Origin of the sequence: Aquabacterium sp. G14 (assembly GCF_037482285.1) — a bacterium.
GTDB lineage: Bacteria > Pseudomonadota > Gammaproteobacteria > Burkholderiales > Burkholderiaceae_C > Aquabacterium.
The window spans coordinates 164,417-178,320 of sequence record NZ_JBBEYB010000006.1; the positions used below are offsets into that span (position 1 = coordinate 164,417).

Consider the following 13,904-nt stretch of genomic DNA (forward strand, 5'->3'; position numbering starts at 1 on the left):
ACCTGTTTTTGCATCCCCACGATCTTTGAACTGAAGGAAGACCCCATGGCCTTGACCGCCTTGCTGTCCGTGTCCGACAAGACCGGCATCGTTGAATTTGCCCAGGCGCTGAACGCCCAGGGCGTGCGCCTGCTGTCCACCGGCGGCACCGCCAAGCTGCTGGCCGAAAAGGGCCTGCCCGTGACCGAGGTGTCGGAAATCACCGGCTTCCCAGAAATGCTGGACGGCCGCGTCAAGACGCTGCACCCGCGCGTGCACGGTGGCATCCTGGCTCGCCGCGATCTGCCCGAGCACATGGCCGCTCTGAAGGAACACGGCATCGACACCATCGACATGCTGGTGGTCAACCTCTACCCCTTCGCCCAGGCTACCGCCAAGGCCGATTGCACGCTGGAAAACGCCATCGAGAACATCGACATCGGCGGCCCCACCATGCTGCGCGCGGCTGCCAAGAACTGGCAGGACGTGGCCGTGATCATCGACCCGGTCGACTATGAACAGGTGCTGTCGGAAATGAAGCTTGAGGGCATCACCCGTTCGACCAAGTTCATGCTGGCCAAGAAGGTGTTTGCCCACACCGCCGCCTACGACGGCATGATCACCAACTACCTGACCTCGCTGGAAGCCGGTGCCGAGCTGGCCACCGAAGCCGTGCCCGCCAAGGCCGAGTACCCCGCCGTCTACAACCTGCAACTGCACAAGGTGCAGGGCATGCGTTACGGCGAGAACCCGCACCAGTCGGCCGCGTTTTACCGTGAAGCCGCTCCCGTGGTCAGCACCCTGGCCAACTGGACGCAGATCCAGGGCAAGGAACTGTCCTTCAACAACATCGCCGACGCCGATGCCGCGTGGGAATGCGTGAAGGCCTTTGAAGCCCCGGCTTGCGTGATCATCAAACACGCCAACCCCTGCGGCGTGGCCGTGGGCGCCGGCCCGCTGCAGGCCTACACCCAGGCTTTGAAGACCGACCCGACCTCGGCGTTTGGCGGCATCATGGCCTTCAACCGCGTGGTGGACGTGGACGTGATCGACGCCATCAACGCCAACAAGCAGTTCGTGGAAGTGGTGATCGCGCCGAAGTTCACCGATGCCGCGCGAGCTGCCTATGCCTCCAAGCAGAACGTGCGTCTGCTGGAAGTGCCGCTGGACGACGCCACCCGCAAACTGGGCAACGCCCTGGACTTCAAGCGCGTCGGCGGCGGCATGCTGCTGCAATCGGCGGACAACATTGACATCGTCGGCGACATCAAGGTCGTGACCAAGCTGCAGCCCACCGAGCAGCAGATGAAGGACATGCTGTTTGCCTGGACCGTGGCCCGCTTCGTCAAGAGCAACGCCATCGTGTTCTGCAAGGACGGCATGACCATGGGCGTGGGCGCCGGCCAGATGAGCCGCCTGGACTCGGCCCGCATCGCCTCGATCAAGGCGCAACACGCCGGTCTGAGCCTGCAAGGCACCGCCGTTGCGTCGGACGCGTTCTTCCCGTTCCGCGACGGCCTGGATGTGGTGGTCGATGCGGGCGCGACCTGCGTGATCCATCCGGGTGGTTCGATGCGCGACGATGAAGTCATCGCGGCTGCTGACGAGCGTGGCATTGCCATGGTCTTCACTGGCACGCGTCACTTCCGTCACTGATCGATGCTGCGACTGGCGCCGGCCACGTACCGACGCGCCATCGCGATGCACACACCAAAGGCCCTTCGGGGCCTTTTTCTTTTTCTGCGCCCAGCTTGAAACTCGCCCATTTACTTCGTATGCGAAGCACTTATACTTCGCATACGAAACAAATCAATGGATCATGGCTGACCGTCCCCGCTTGATCTTCATGCTCAACAGTGCCCAACGCCGGCTCCAGCAATGGATGACCGCCCAACAGGCCTGGGCCACCGCCTCCGGGGGCAATGCGCCCACCTCGGCCCAAAGCGGCGTGCTGTTCGCGCTGGCCAAAGCCGATGGCGCCACCATGGGCCAGCTGGCCGAGGCGCTCGACCTGGCGCCCTCGGCCGTCTCGGGGCTGATTCAGCGCATGGAGGCCTTGCACTGGGTGCAACGCCGTCCCTGCCCGGACGATGCCCGCACCCAGCGCGTCTGGCTGCAGGATGCTGGCCGCACCCAGTTACCGGCCCTGAAACAGGCGCTCAGGCGCATCAACACCCGCCTGTACGAAGGCTTCTCTGACGAGGAGTTGCAGACCGTGGCCCGCTGGCTGCGTCATGTGCAACACCTCGATGACCATTCCCCTCGCTGAGATCCCTCATGACCCGCACCTCCCCTTCTGATGGCATCGAACGCGTCGAGATCACCTGCGCGGACGGCGTTCGCTTGCACGGACATCTCGTGCGCAGCCGCTCGGACGCCCCCGCAGGCCTGCCCGTGTTGCTGAGTCCGGCCACCGGCGTGAAACAGCATTACTACCTGCGCTTCGTGCACTGGCTGGCCCAGCAGGGGCATGACGTTCTGGTGTTCGACTACCGCGGCATCGGCCTGTCCCTGCACGGCCCGCTGAAACACTGTCGCGCCTCGCTGGCCGAGTGGGGGCAGCAGGATCAGGTCGCGGCGCTGGACTGGCTGCTGCAGCGCACCGGCAGCGCGCAGGCCTTGCTGCTGGGCCACAGCGCCGGTGGTCAGATGATCGGGCTACTGCCCAACCACCATCGCGTTGCCCGCCTGGTGGGCGTGTCGGCCTCGACGGGCTGGCTGCGCGGCATGCGCCCCGGCTTCCGCATGAAGGCCTGGTTTGGCCTGCGCGGCGTGATCCCGATGGGCGTGCGCTTCAAGGGCTATGCCCCCACCGCCGCGATTGGCCTGGGCGAGAACCTGCCCGCCCGCGTGGGCCTGCAATGGGGGCAATGGTGTGCCGCGGGTGGCTATGCCACCAACGCCGTGCGCCACCACCCCGAGCACGACTTCCATGCGCAAGTGCGCACGCCGATCACGGTGCTGCACGCATCCGACGATGACATTGCCACCGACGCCACCGTGGCCGACCTGCTGCGCACCTTCCCCGCCGCGCCGAAGCAGGCCATCCGGGTGCAGCCCGCACAGCATGGGCTGAAAAGCCTGGGGCACATCGACTGGTTCCGATCATCTCACCGCGCTGTGTGGCCCCTGATCGCGGCGGCCCTGCGCGGTCAATCTTGAACGGCAAATTGGCGTAAGCTGCGGGCGGTTTGCATCCCCAGGAGTTGACCTCATGCTGAGGTGTCTGCCCGCGCGGCGTCACAGCGCTTTGTCGGTGGTTTGCGCGGCCCTCGCCTGCGCCGCCCAGGCCGAACCGCAGGTCATCGAGAACAGCCTGGGCATGAAACTGGTGCGCATCCCGGCCGGCGAGTTCATGATGGGCAGTGCCGAATTGCCGGCAGCCCTCGCCCAGGCCTTCCCCGGCTACGAGCCCGAACGCTTCACGCAACTGCACGACGAAGCGCCCGTGCACCGTGTGCGCATCTCGCGTGCTTTCTACATGGGTCAGCACGAGGTCACCGTCGGCCAGTTCCGGCGCTTCCTGGCGGCATCCGGCTACGTCCCCCAATCGGTGGCCGACGGCACCGGGGGGTTTGGCTACAGCGCCGACCACGTGACCCGGCGCCAACCGAATCAGGACGCCTTTGCGGGACGCGATCCGAAGTACTCCTGGCAGAACCCGGGCTTCACCCAAGGCGATGACGAACCGGTGGTCAACGTCAGTTGGCACGATGCGCAGACCCTGGCACGCTGGCTGAGCCAAACCGAACAACGCACCTACCGCCTGCCCACCGAAGCCGAGTGGGAATACGCCTGCCGCGCCGGCACCACCACCCGCTACCCCCATGGCGACGATCCCACCAAGCTGACCCAGGCCGCCAACGTCTTCGATGCCGCCGCCGCAACGCACTGGCCGCTGTGGGCCGACCGCGCCGTGAAGGCCAGCGACGGCTTCGCCTTCACCGCCCCGGTTGGCAGCCTGGCGCCCAATGCCTTCGGCTTGTACGACATGCTGGGCAATGTCTGGGAATGGACGGCCGACTGGCACGAAGACGACTACTATGCCCACTCGCCCGAGGTCGATCCGCCGGGGCCGGCCGACGGCTCGGTGCGCGTGCGCCGCGGAGGCTCATGGCACACCTGGGCGTTCTATGCCCGCTGCAGCTACCGCAACTGGAATGCTGCCAGCACCCGCTACACCCTGGTGGGCATCCGACTGCTCATGCAAGACGCCTCCCCCACCCCGAACGAACACCGCGCCCCACACGCCCCATGAGAATCCTCGGCATCGACCCTGGCTTGCAGACCACCGGTTTCGGGGTGATTGAAACCGAAGGCCCCCGCCTGCATTACGTGGCCAGCGGCACCATCAAGACCAAGGAAGCCGCCCAAGGCGACCTGCCCTCGCGGCTGAAACTGATCTTCGAAGGGGTGCGCGAAGTCGTGGCGCGCTACGAGCCCGAACAGGCCTCGGTCGAGATCGTGTTCGTGAACGTGAACCCGCAGTCCACGTTGCTGCTGGGTCAGGCACGTGGCGCCGCGATCGCCGGGCTGCTGGCCAGTCCGACCTCACCCCAGGTCTCGGAATACACGGCCTTGCAGATGAAGAAAGCCGTGGTTGGGCACGGGCACGCCGCCAAGGCCCAGATCCGTCACATGGTGATGCGCCTGCTGAATCTGCCGCGCGAACCGAACAACGACGCCTCCGACGCTTTGGGCCTGGCCATTTGCCACGCCCACGCCGGTCATGCCATGGCGCAAATGGCCAAAGCCACCGAGTTGACCCGGCGTACCCACGCCCAGATCAAGGGCGGACGGGTGTACTGAGCCCGCAGGGGCTCAAAGACCTTCCTTGATCAGGCGGCCCGAAGTCGGCTGCACGGGGCGCGCATTCATCGGGTAGAGGCGGTGGAAGATGTCGATCTGGTCGATCGACACGGTGACCGGCTGCTTCATCACCATCCACAGCACGTTCTCCGTGCAGGGCGGCGTGGTGAGCGAGCCCATGTAGGTGTAGTACTGGGCGCGCTGGGCGGGCAGGATCTGGCTCGGGTCCATCGGCGCCTGGGCCAGTTGCTCCTGATGCTTCTCCAGCGGCAGGTTGTTCCACACCTGCTGGATCAGTGGCTGGGACTCGCCTTGGTCCAGCAACACGGCCACCACCGCATGCTGCCCGGCCGGGCTCTTGTGCAGCAGATGCGCCGACATCGGATAGGCACGGCCGTTCACCCGCTCCTCGCTGGGGCGGTGAAAGTGCATGGCCACCAGCTCGTAGCGTTGGCCCATCACCGTGATGCTGTTGCCCAGATCGAACTTGACCTCCACTGTGCGACCGGTGTCGATCACGCGGAAACGCGTCGGACGGTAGTCGAACTGGATCGGGTCGAGGTGAACCGGCAGACCGTCGCGGATGTCGATGGGACTTTGGCGTTTGCCCAACATGCACAGCCGGTAAGCGGGCTTGAGCTGCCCCCAGGCATCTGGCCCGGTCGCCCCGCTGTAGGCCCAATCCACATCTCGGCCGTTCAACAAACGCTGTTGCAAGGGGTCCTGAGAGGCCAAGGCCACATCGGCCGAGGCCTTCACGGCGGCCGGGCGCTTGGCACGACTGGCCGGCGGCGTGACTTTCACGACCGGCGCCGCCGCACGCTTGGCCGCCACCTCGGAAATCTTCTGGTCAATGAGGTCGGCCAACTCGCTCATCGAGACGCCCTGAGCCTCTGACTTGGCCGGCGCCTTGGCGCTGTCCTTGCCAGGCTCTTTGGCCTGCTCACCTTTGCGCTGAAAGAACTGCGGCGGCTTCGACAGGGTCGGACGGATGCTCTTGGACGCGGCCGGCTCGGTTTCAGCCGGCGCCTCGGCGGCACGCACCGAACCGGAGGTCAAGGACAAAGCAAAGCCCGCCGCGCAGGCCAGAGCCAGTACGGTCAAGCGCGGGAATGCGAACGTGGGCATCATGGTCGAAGTCTCCGGCATACGCCTTGTTTTCGGCAGATGACAGGCCCAACTTGACCCTGACGTTGGGAAAATAAGTGTGAAGTCAGCCGATAGGCCGGATTCTGTGCGATTCCGTGTCTCGCGACGCTGAACCGTGACCGCCATTCCTCTGGGCCGCCTGTCGCCAGAGCGGCTCGATGCCACCTACCCGCACACTCCCCGGGCCAGGTCAACGTGTGCCTATTTGGTGTTGCTGCGCGTAGAGATTGCCCGTTTCACCCGAACTGAATCGGCTCGTCTCTGTTGCTCTGATCCTCACCTCGCGGTGGAGAGGTGTTACCTCCTACGCTGCCCTGTGCAGTCCGGACCTTCCTCCAGTGCGCCCTTTCGGGCCTTGCACCAGCGGCGGTCTGGCTGACTTCACCCGCGCATTATCGCCGCTGCAGCACGCCCCAGGCGATCAACCCCACCATCATCAGCAACAAAGCCGCGAAAGCCAGGCTGATCGTGCTGTGCATCACCAGCGGGGCCACCACCCCGGCCACCACCCCGTTGGAGGCGCTGCCCACAAACGCCTGCATGGAGGCCGCCATGCCGCGACGCTCGGGAAACAGGTCCAGCACCATCAACGTGACCACCGGGGTCATCATGGCCCAGCCCAGCGAATACAGGCCGATCGGAAACAGGGACCAGCTCACGTGTGCCTTGAACAGCAGGTTGGCCCCCAGGTTCAACACCGACACAGCGAGCATGATGACCAGCCCGATGCGCACCTGCCGCTCTGGCGCAATGCGCCCGGCCAACCGACCACTGAGCCAGGCGCCGCCCATGATGCCGCTGATCGTGCACACGAAGAACCAGAAGAACTGCGTGGGTGCCAGTTGCAGGTGCTGCCCCAGGAAGGTCGGCGCCGACAACACGTACAGGAACATGCCGTTGAAAGGGATGCCGCTCGCCAGCGCCAGCAGCAGAAAGCGCGGGTTGGTGCCCAGCTGCCAGTAGCCGCGCATCAGATGCTTCACCGACAAGGCCTGGCGCTGCGACACGTGCAGGGTCTCCGGCAACAAGAACCAGTTGCTGACCCACAGCAACACCCCGATGCCGGCGAGGAACCAGAACACCGCGTGCCAGCCCGCGTGCACGAAGAGGAACCCGCCAATGATGGGCGCAATCGCGGGAGCCACACCGAAAAACAGCGTCACCTGAGACATGACCCGTTGCGCATCAGCCGGCGGGAACATGTCGCGGATCACGGCGCGCGAGACCACGATGCCCGCCCCGGTGGCCAGGCCTTGCAAGGCACGGAAAAAGATCAGGTGCGTGATGTCGGTGGACAGCGCACAGCCCACCGAGGCCAGGGTGAACACCGCCACCCCGGTCAGCACCACCGGCCGCCGCCCGAAACTGTCCGACAGCGCGCCGTGGAACAGGCTCATGAAGGCGAACGCAAACAGGTAGGCCGACAAAGTCTGCTGGATTTGCAGCGGTGTGGCCTGCAAGTCCGCCGCGATGCCTGCAAAAGCAGGCAGATAGGTATCGATGGTGAAGGGCCCCAGCATGCCCAGGGTGGCCAACAACACCGACAAGGCCCACATCGGGCCGCGCCACAGTTGGCGTGCATCAGGGTTCATGGGAGGCTCACAATCCTGCGTTCTGGAGGCTGCGCAGGAAAGCCTGCGGCGCCTGGAATCCGATCACCCGCGCCTCGCTCAGCTCACGGCCTTGCGGGTCGAAGAAGATCAGCCCCGGCGGGCCGAACAACTGGAAGCGCTGCAACAAGGCCCGATCTTCCGCGCTGTTGAGCGTGACATCGGCCTGCAACAGCACCACCCCGCGCAGCCGGTCCTGCACCAGCGGGTCGGCGAAGGTCTCACGCTCCATCTCGATGCACGAGGTGCACCAGTCGGCATAGAAGTCCAGCATCACCGGCTGGCCGTCGGCCTGCGCCCGCGCCAAGGCCGCCTCCAGCTCGGCCACCGAGCGCACGCGCTCGAAGGGCAACACGCTCTGGTGCACCGTGCTGGCGGCAGGCTGCCCCAGCCACTGCGTCTGCACATAGGGCCAGGCCGGACGCGCCACCCACAGCGCCATGCCTAACATCAGCACCCCGAACAGCGCCTTCACCGCCGTCATCCACGGCCCGGTGCGTGGCAGCAGGCTGCCGGCCGACAGCCCCACCAGCAGCAAGGGCAGGCTCATGCCCCAGGCCATGGCGTACAGCGCCGTGCCGCCCAGCACCACATCGCGAGTCTGGCTGGTGTAGAGCAGCGCGCCCGCCAACGGGGCTGACACGCAGGGGCTCACGATCAGGGCCGAGACCACGCCCATGGCAAAGACGCTGACAAAGCGGCCTCCAGGCAGGTGACGCGTCCCCTCCCCCAGCCAACTTTGCACCGCCACCGGCAGGCGCAACTCATACAGGCCGAACATCGACAGAGCCAGCAGCACCATCAAGGCGGCAAACGCCAACACCACCCAGGGGTGCTGCAGGTAAGCGGCCAGGCCTTGGCCCAGCAAACCCGCGGCCACCCCCAAGGCGGTGTAGACCAGCGCCATGCCCTGCGAATAGGCCAGTGCCAGCGCAAAACCACGCCCCCGGCTCACCCGGTCTTTCTGGCCCACGATGATGGACGACAGGATGGGCACCATGGGCAAGACGCAGGGCGTCAGCGACAACAGCACGCCCGCCAGCAGGAAAGCCGGCACGATCACCCAGACGCTGCCACTGGCCAAGGCCTGACGAATGCCCCCGTCGGACGACTCACCGGAGGCCGCAGCGCCACCATCGCCCCCCGCCACACCCGCGAACGGACCGCCACTGCCGACACGCGCTCCTGACGTGTCGGCCGCAAAGGGCTGCACCGACGTGACCACGCCCTGGGCATCCAAGCTCACCTTGAACGCACGCTTTTGCGGCGGATAACAGATCCCCGCGTCGGCGCACCCCTGGTAGCCCACGGTCAGCACGGCCTCTCCCTTCGCATCGGCCGGCAAGGTCAGCCCGCCCCGGATGCTCTGGTGGTACACCTCCATCGTCTTTTCGAAATTGGGGTCGAATTTCGACTCGGCGGGGGGCAGATCCCAACCCAGCGCCTGTTCGGCCCCACCCGCGGCACGCCAGGTGGCCGTCATCTGCTCGCGGTACAGGTACACCCCGGGCGCCTGCTCGAACGACACCTGCACGGCCCGGGGACCGGACGCACGCACTTCCAGGCGGAAGGCCTCGTCCACCGGCAAAAACGTCTGCGCCAACGCCGCCGATGTGCCCCACAGCGGAACCAGGCACAGCACACACCACCACAAACGGCGCCACGCCGCGCCCAAACTGAAATAATTCATGCGCCCTATTCTGACCTGAGCCGGCACATCGTGTAAGTTGTATGTCTTTGCCGGCCCGGCACTCCTCTCTTTCAACGGAATTTCAACGGAAGGCCCTTCATGAAAGCCCAGAACATCCTCGAAACGATTGGCCAGACCCCGCATGTGCGCATGAACCGCCTGTTCAGCGGCCACGAAGTCTGGATCAAGGCCGAACGCGCCAACCCGGGCGGCTCCATCAAGGACCGCATCGCCCTGGCCATGGTCGAAGACGCCGAACGCAGCGGCGCCCTGCAACCCGGCGGCACCATCATCGAGCCCACCTCCGGCAACACCGGCATCGGCCTGGCCATGGTGGCTGCGGTCAAGGGCTACAAGCTGATCCTGGTCATGCCCGACAGCATGTCCATCGAACGCCGCCGTCTGATGCTGGCATACGGCGCCAGCTTCGACCTGACGCCGCGCGAAAAGGGCATGAAGGGCGCCATCGCCCGCGCTCAGGAATTGCGTGACGCCACCCCCGGCAGCTGGATCCCGCAGCAGTTCGACAACCCTGCCAACACCGAGGTGCACGCCCGCACCACCGCCCAGGAAATCCTGGCCGACTTCCCCGAAGGCCTGGACGTCCTGATCACCGGCGTGGGCTCGGGTGGTCACATCACGGGCTGCGCCCGCGTGCTCAAGGCCGCCTGGCCCAATCTGAAGGTGTATGCGGTCGAGCCCAAGGCTTCCCCGGTCATCTCGGGCGGCCAGCCCTCGCCCCATCCCATCCAGGGCATCGGCGCCGGCTTCATCCCCGGCAACCTCGACACCAGTCTGCTCGACGGCGTCATCCTGGTCGATGCCGAAGACGCCCGGGAGTACGGCCGTCGCGCCGCGCGCGAAGAAGGCATGCTGGTGGGCATCTCGTCGGGCGCGACCCTGACGGCCATCGCACAGAAGCTGCCCGAGTTGCCCGCTGGCAGCCGTGTGCTGGGCTTCTGCTACGACACGGGCGAGCGCTACCTGTCGGTGGAAGGCTACCTGCCCGCCTGAGCCAAACCCACCGTCCGTCCCCTCAACGATGCTGCATCCCCCCGCCTCCAACAGCCCGTCACCGTGGCCCATGCTGATCGCACTGATCGCGAGCATCCCGGCCTTTTACGACTCGCTGATGCCGACCCCCGTCACCTGGGCGATCGGGATGTATGTGTTGAGTGGCCTGGTCGTGCTGGGCTCGGCATGGCATGAGCGGCGCCATGCCCGGCGAGCCGTGGCTCACCAGCGGGTCACGCGCTCGTGGGGGATGACGCCGCGTCAGGAGCGACTGGACTGGGTGCTGGGCATCGCCCTGCTGCTGACGGCCACCCTGCCCGAGAGCCATGACTCGCCGCCGGCGCTGGCCTGGCGCATCGTGCTGGCCTTGTTCATGCTGTACCGCCTGGTCCGGATCAGCTTGCCTTTGCTGCACCAGGCCGGCTTGGCCCGACTGCTGCTGATGGCCAGCGCCGTGTTGGTGCTGTGCGGCATTGGTTTTTACTGGCTGGATCCTGCCATCCACTCGGTTCCTGCCGGACTGTGGCTGGCGTTTTCCACCGCAGCGACCGTGGGTTATGGGGACACCGTACCGAGCAGCACCGCCTCACGGATCTTTTCGGTGTTCGTGGTGCTGTTGGGCTATGGCGTGCTGTCGCTGGTGACCGCGAGCATCGCCGCCATGTTCGTGGGCACGCAGGAACGCCAGGTCGAACGCGAAATCCTGCGCGACATGCACAACCAGTTGCGCGCCGTCCGCCAGGAGATCGCCGAGTTGCGCGTTGCCCTGGAAGAGGCCCGCCGCGCGAGCCCTCCCGGCCCCCCAACCGAGTAGGGATGCCCGCAGGACGCTTCGCCCTGTCCCTGAGCCACAATGCGACACGCTTTCGTCGCTCCGCATGTCTCAGGCTCTCGCATCACCCAAACGCCCTGCCACCGTCACACGCCCTTATGGCGGCGTGAAGGCGGAAGCACGACGCCAAGAACGCCGCCTGCGCCTGTTGGCCGCCGGCCTGACCGTGTTCGGCAACCAGGGCTACCACCACACGACCGTGCGCGACATCTGCGTCGAAGCGGGACTGACCGAGCGCTACTTCTACGAGTCCTTCAAGTCCCTGCGTCTGCTGTTCGATGCCGTGCACGAACAGTTGCGCAACGAATTGCTGCAGCTCACCGCCCCCAGTTCACCCACCGACAGCACGCCGTCCACCGACATGGCCTTGGCGCACCTGGAAGCCAGCCTGCGCCAGTGGTACCGCTTCCTGCAAGACGACCCCCGGCGTGCGCGCATCATGCTGTTCGATGCGAGCGTCATTGATGACCTGGATGCCGTGCGCCCGAACACCGCGGCGCAGGAGTTCCACGCGCGCATGTTGCGCCTCGTCGAAACGCTCCACCCCGATCTGGGCCGTCACGGCATCCAGACCGAGCTCACGGTCGCAGCCCTGTCCGGCGCCCTGATCAGCCATGCACGCGCCTGGGCCACCGCCCAGTTCAACCTGCCGCTGGAAGACCTGGTGCGCCACAGCATGCTGGTCTTTCACGGTTTGGCGACGCTGTACGAGGCCCTCAACGAGGGCCGACTCACACTGCCGCAGGACCGCGCCGCCGCGCTCAGCGCAGACGCCAGTGCAGCGTCTCGCCCCCCCGCAGCGGCTTGATCGCGGCTTCGCCAAAGGGCAGTGACTCGGGCACCACCCAGTCTTCGCGCACCAAGGTGATGGTGTCGGTGTGACGCGACAGGCCGTAGAAATCGGCCCCGTAAAAGCTGGCAAAGGCCTCCAGCTTGTCGAGCGCGCCCGCGGTCTCGAACGCCTCGGCGTACAGCTCGATGGCGCACGGGGCGGTGTAGCAACCGGCGCAACCCGAAGCATGCTCCTTCAGGTGCGAGGCGTGCGGCGCACTGTCGGTGCCCAGGAAAAACTTGGGACTGCCGCTGGTGGCGGCCTGCACCAGGGCCACGCGGTGCTCTTCGCGCTTCAAGATCGGCAGGCAGTAGTAATGCGGCCGGATCCCGCCCATGAAGATGGCATTGCGGTTGTAGAGCAGGTGCTGCGGGGTCACCGTGGCGCCCACGAAGCGGTCGGCCTCGCTCACGTACTGCGCGGCTTCCTTGGTGGTGATGTGCTCGAAGACGATCTTCAGCTCGGGGAAGTCGCGGCGCAGCGGGATCAACTTGTCGTCGATGAAGGCCTTTTCGCGGTCGAACACGTCGATCTCGCTGTCGGTCACCTCACCGTGCACGCAGAACACCAGGCCCTCGCGCTGCATGGCTTCGAGCACCTTGTAGGTCTTGCGCAGGTCGGTCACGCCCGCGTCACTGTTGGTGGTCGCGCCCGCGGGGTAAAGCTTGAACGCCACCGCGCCCATGGCCTTGGCGCGCGCCACCTCCTCGGCGGGGGTGTTGTCGGTCAGGTAAAGCACCATCAAGGGCTCGAACGACAGGCCGGCGGGCACGGCGGCACGGATGCGGTCGCGGTAGGCGATGGCCTGCTCGGCCGTCGTCACCGGCGGACGCAGGTTGGGCATGACGATGGCGCGACCGAACTGACGCGCCGTGGCCGGCACCACCGCGGCCATCGCATCGCCGTCACGCACGTGCAGGTGCCAGTCGTCGGGGCGGGTGAGGGTCAGGGTCTGGAGGGTGTTCGTGGTCATGGCAGGCCGCTCGGCGGGAAGGGAGGCTGAAACAAACTCGGATTTTCGCACTTCCGCGTGCACGGCGGCACGAAGCTCCCTCCCCCTCGGATCGGCACCGGACAGCCCGCACGCCTGCGCCACAATGTTCACCACACACTCATTTCACACAGAGAGGACCCTTGCATGGCAGACCTGAATCCCCGCTCCACGGGGCAGACCCTCATCCGCACCCTGCTCATCGGCGGCGCCGTGCTGTTCGGCCTGTGGACCCTGAGCCCGGTCGTCGTGATCTCGGCCGGCGAGCGCGGCGTCAAGACCACCTTCGGCAAGCCCGACGAGCAGGTGTACGAGCCCGGCATCCACTTCAAGATTCCGCTGGCCCAGGCCATGCACACGATGGACGTGCGCCTGCAAAAGGGTGAGGGCGAAGGCGATGCCGCGTCGAAGGACCTGCAGTCGGTGCACACCCGCATCGCCATCAACTACCACCTGGACCCGAAGCAGGCGGTCAACGTGTTCCGCAACATCGGCCCCAGCACCGACATCGCGGCCGACCGCATCATCATCCCCGCTGCGCAAGAAGCCGTGAAGGCCGTGACCGCCCGCTTCACGGCCGAAGAGCTGGTCAGCCACCGCACCGAGGTGCGCGAGGCCATCGGCAAGCTGCTGCGCGACAAGATGTCCCGTCACGGTCTGGTGCTCGACGAGTTCGCCATCGTCAATTTTGCCTTCTCACGCTCCTTCTCGGAGGCGATCGAATCCAAGGTCAAGGCCGAACAGGAAAAGCTCAAGGCCGAGCGCGACCTGCAACGCATCGAAGTCGAAGCCAAGCAGAAGGTCGCCAGCGCCCGCGCGGAGGCCGAAGCCCTGGCACTGCAGCGTCAACAGATCACGCCCGACCTGCTCGCCCTGCGTCGCATCGAAAACGAACGCGAAGCCATCCGCAAGTGGGATGGCAAGCTGCCCAACGTGACTTCAGGGGCCGTGCCCTTCATCAACGTGGACGGGAAGAACTGAGCACGGACATGCGATGC

At 66.0% G+C, this 13,904-nt stretch carries 13 protein-coding genes and 1 other RNA gene; 9 read left to right on the forward strand and 5 right to left on the reverse strand.

The features are described from left to right. The first annotated feature begins 45 nt into the window (after window positions 1–45). From purH to ruvC, 5 genes are all read left to right on the forward strand, one after another. Complete coding sequence (gene purH / locus WIT60_RS08890; RefSeq protein ID WP_339583583.1) at window positions 46–1,635, forward strand: bifunctional phosphoribosylaminoimidazolecarboxamide formyltransferase/IMP cyclohydrolase; 1,590 nt, start codon at window positions 46–48, stop codon at window positions 1,633–1,635. 163 nt (window positions 1,636–1,798) lie between these two features. Beyond that, window positions 1,799–2,248 (forward strand): MarR family winged helix-turn-helix transcriptional regulator, encoded by a 450-nt coding sequence (locus WIT60_RS08895; protein WP_339583584.1) that lies wholly within the window; start codon window positions 1,799–1,801, stop codon window positions 2,246–2,248. Window positions 2,249–2,256: 8 nt separating this feature from the next. Further along, the gene (locus WIT60_RS08900; protein ID WP_339583585.1) at window positions 2,257–3,141 is read left to right on the forward strand and encodes an alpha/beta hydrolase family protein; all 885 of its coding nucleotides are present in this window, start codon (window positions 2,257–2,259) and stop codon (window positions 3,139–3,141) included. A 52-nt stretch (window positions 3,142–3,193) separates the two neighbouring features. Next, window positions 3,194–4,237: a formylglycine-generating enzyme family protein gene (locus tag WIT60_RS08905; protein WP_339583586.1), complete on the forward strand. Its 1,044-nt coding sequence runs from the start codon at window positions 3,194–3,196 to the stop codon at window positions 4,235–4,237. After that, window positions 4,234–4,788, forward strand: coding sequence for a crossover junction endodeoxyribonuclease RuvC (gene ruvC / locus WIT60_RS08910; RefSeq protein WP_339583587.1), 555 nt, complete (start codon window positions 4,234–4,236; stop codon window positions 4,786–4,788). The genes WIT60_RS08905 and ruvC overlap by 4 nt, the downstream gene beginning before the upstream one ends. A 12-nt stretch (window positions 4,789–4,800) precedes the next feature. Here ruvC and WIT60_RS08915 read toward each other — a convergent pair whose 3' ends face one another. The 4 genes from WIT60_RS08915 to dsbD form a co-directional block, all read right to left on the reverse strand. After that, window positions 4,801–5,919 carry a carbonic anhydrase family protein gene (locus tag WIT60_RS08915; protein WP_339583588.1) on the reverse strand — a complete coding sequence of 373 codons (1,119 nt, stop codon included), beginning with the start codon at window positions 5,917–5,919 and terminating at the stop codon, window positions 4,801–4,803. A gap of 74 nt (window positions 5,920–5,993) precedes the next feature. Further along, window positions 5,994–6,320, reverse strand: an RNA gene (rnpB, locus tag WIT60_RS08920) — RNase P RNA component class A. Between the two features lie 9 nt (window positions 6,321–6,329). Next, window positions 6,330–7,529 carry a multidrug effflux MFS transporter gene (locus WIT60_RS08925; RefSeq protein ID WP_339583589.1) on the reverse strand — a complete coding sequence of 400 codons (1,200 nt, stop codon included), beginning with the start codon at window positions 7,527–7,529 and terminating at the stop codon, window positions 6,330–6,332. A 7-nt stretch (window positions 7,530–7,536) separates the two neighbouring features. Beyond that, window positions 7,537–9,237, reverse strand: coding sequence for a protein-disulfide reductase DsbD (gene dsbD, locus WIT60_RS08930; protein WP_339583590.1), 1,701 nt, complete (start codon window positions 9,235–9,237; stop codon window positions 7,537–7,539). A 99-nt stretch (window positions 9,238–9,336) separates the two neighbouring features. On the opposite strand from dsbD, the gene cysK reads away from it, so the two are divergent. From cysK to WIT60_RS08945, 3 genes are all read left to right on the forward strand, one after another. Continuing rightward, on the forward strand, window positions 9,337–10,251 hold the full coding sequence (gene cysK, locus WIT60_RS08935) for a cysteine synthase A (RefSeq protein ID WP_339583591.1): 915 nt from the start codon (window positions 9,337–9,339) through the stop codon (window positions 10,249–10,251). A gap of 28 nt (window positions 10,252–10,279) precedes the next feature. Beyond that, complete coding sequence (locus WIT60_RS08940) at window positions 10,280–11,065, forward strand: ion channel (RefSeq protein ID WP_339583592.1); 786 nt, start codon at window positions 10,280–10,282, stop codon at window positions 11,063–11,065. 64 nt (window positions 11,066–11,129) lie between these two features. After that, entirely contained in the window at window positions 11,130–11,891 is a 762-nt protein-coding gene (locus tag WIT60_RS08945; RefSeq protein ID WP_339583593.1) for a TetR/AcrR family transcriptional regulator, read from the forward strand. On the opposite strand, the gene pyrC is transcribed toward WIT60_RS08945, so the two are convergent. Continuing rightward, complete coding sequence (pyrC, locus tag WIT60_RS08950; protein ID WP_339583594.1) at window positions 11,845–12,888, reverse strand: dihydroorotase; 1,044 nt, start codon at window positions 12,886–12,888, stop codon at window positions 11,845–11,847. The two genes, WIT60_RS08945 and pyrC, sit on opposite strands and share 47 nt — an antisense overlap. A 165-nt stretch (window positions 12,889–13,053) precedes the next feature. On the opposite strand from pyrC, the gene WIT60_RS08955 reads away from it, so the two are divergent. After that, the gene (locus WIT60_RS08955) at window positions 13,054–13,887 is read left to right on the forward strand and encodes a prohibitin family protein (RefSeq protein WP_339583595.1); all 834 of its coding nucleotides are present in this window, start codon (window positions 13,054–13,056) and stop codon (window positions 13,885–13,887) included. Window positions 13,888–13,904 lie beyond the last annotated feature (17 nt).

What these genes read in the sequence shown, in the direction of transcription:
- purH (WP_339583583.1), top strand. Translation starts at nt 46, where the DNA reads ATGGCCTTGACCGCCTTGCTGTCCGTGTCCGACAAGACCGGCATCGTT.
- WIT60_RS08895 (WP_339583584.1), top strand. Translation starts at nt 1,799, where the DNA reads ATGGCTGACCGTCCCCGCTTGATCTTCATGCTCAACAGTGCCCAACGC.
- WIT60_RS08900 (WP_339583585.1), top strand. Translation starts at nt 2,257, where the DNA reads ATGACCCGCACCTCCCCTTCTGATGGCATCGAACGCGTCGAGATCACC.
- WIT60_RS08905 (WP_339583586.1), top strand. Translation starts at nt 3,194, where the DNA reads ATGCTGAGGTGTCTGCCCGCGCGGCGTCACAGCGCTTTGTCGGTGGTT.
- ruvC (WP_339583587.1), top strand. Translation starts at nt 4,234, where the DNA reads ATGAGAATCCTCGGCATCGACCCTGGCTTGCAGACCACCGGTTTCGGG.
- WIT60_RS08915 (WP_339583588.1), bottom strand. Translation starts at nt 5,919, where the DNA reads ATGATGCCCACGTTCGCATTCCCGCGCTTGACCGTACTGGCTCTGGCC.
- WIT60_RS08925 (WP_339583589.1), bottom strand. Translation starts at nt 7,529, where the DNA reads ATGAACCCTGATGCACGCCAACTGTGGCGCGGCCCGATGTGGGCCTTG.
- dsbD (WP_339583590.1), bottom strand. Translation starts at nt 9,237, where the DNA reads ATGAATTATTTCAGTTTGGGCGCGGCGTGGCGCCGTTTGTGGTGGTGT.
- cysK (WP_339583591.1), top strand. Translation starts at nt 9,337, where the DNA reads ATGAAAGCCCAGAACATCCTCGAAACGATTGGCCAGACCCCGCATGTG.
- WIT60_RS08940 (WP_339583592.1), top strand. Translation starts at nt 10,280, where the DNA reads ATGCTGCATCCCCCCGCCTCCAACAGCCCGTCACCGTGGCCCATGCTG.
- WIT60_RS08945 (WP_339583593.1), top strand. Translation starts at nt 11,130, where the DNA reads ATGTCTCAGGCTCTCGCATCACCCAAACGCCCTGCCACCGTCACACGC.
- pyrC (WP_339583594.1), bottom strand. Translation starts at nt 12,888, where the DNA reads ATGACCACGAACACCCTCCAGACCCTGACCCTCACCCGCCCCGACGAC.
- WIT60_RS08955 (WP_339583595.1), top strand. Translation starts at nt 13,054, where the DNA reads ATGGCAGACCTGAATCCCCGCTCCACGGGGCAGACCCTCATCCGCACC.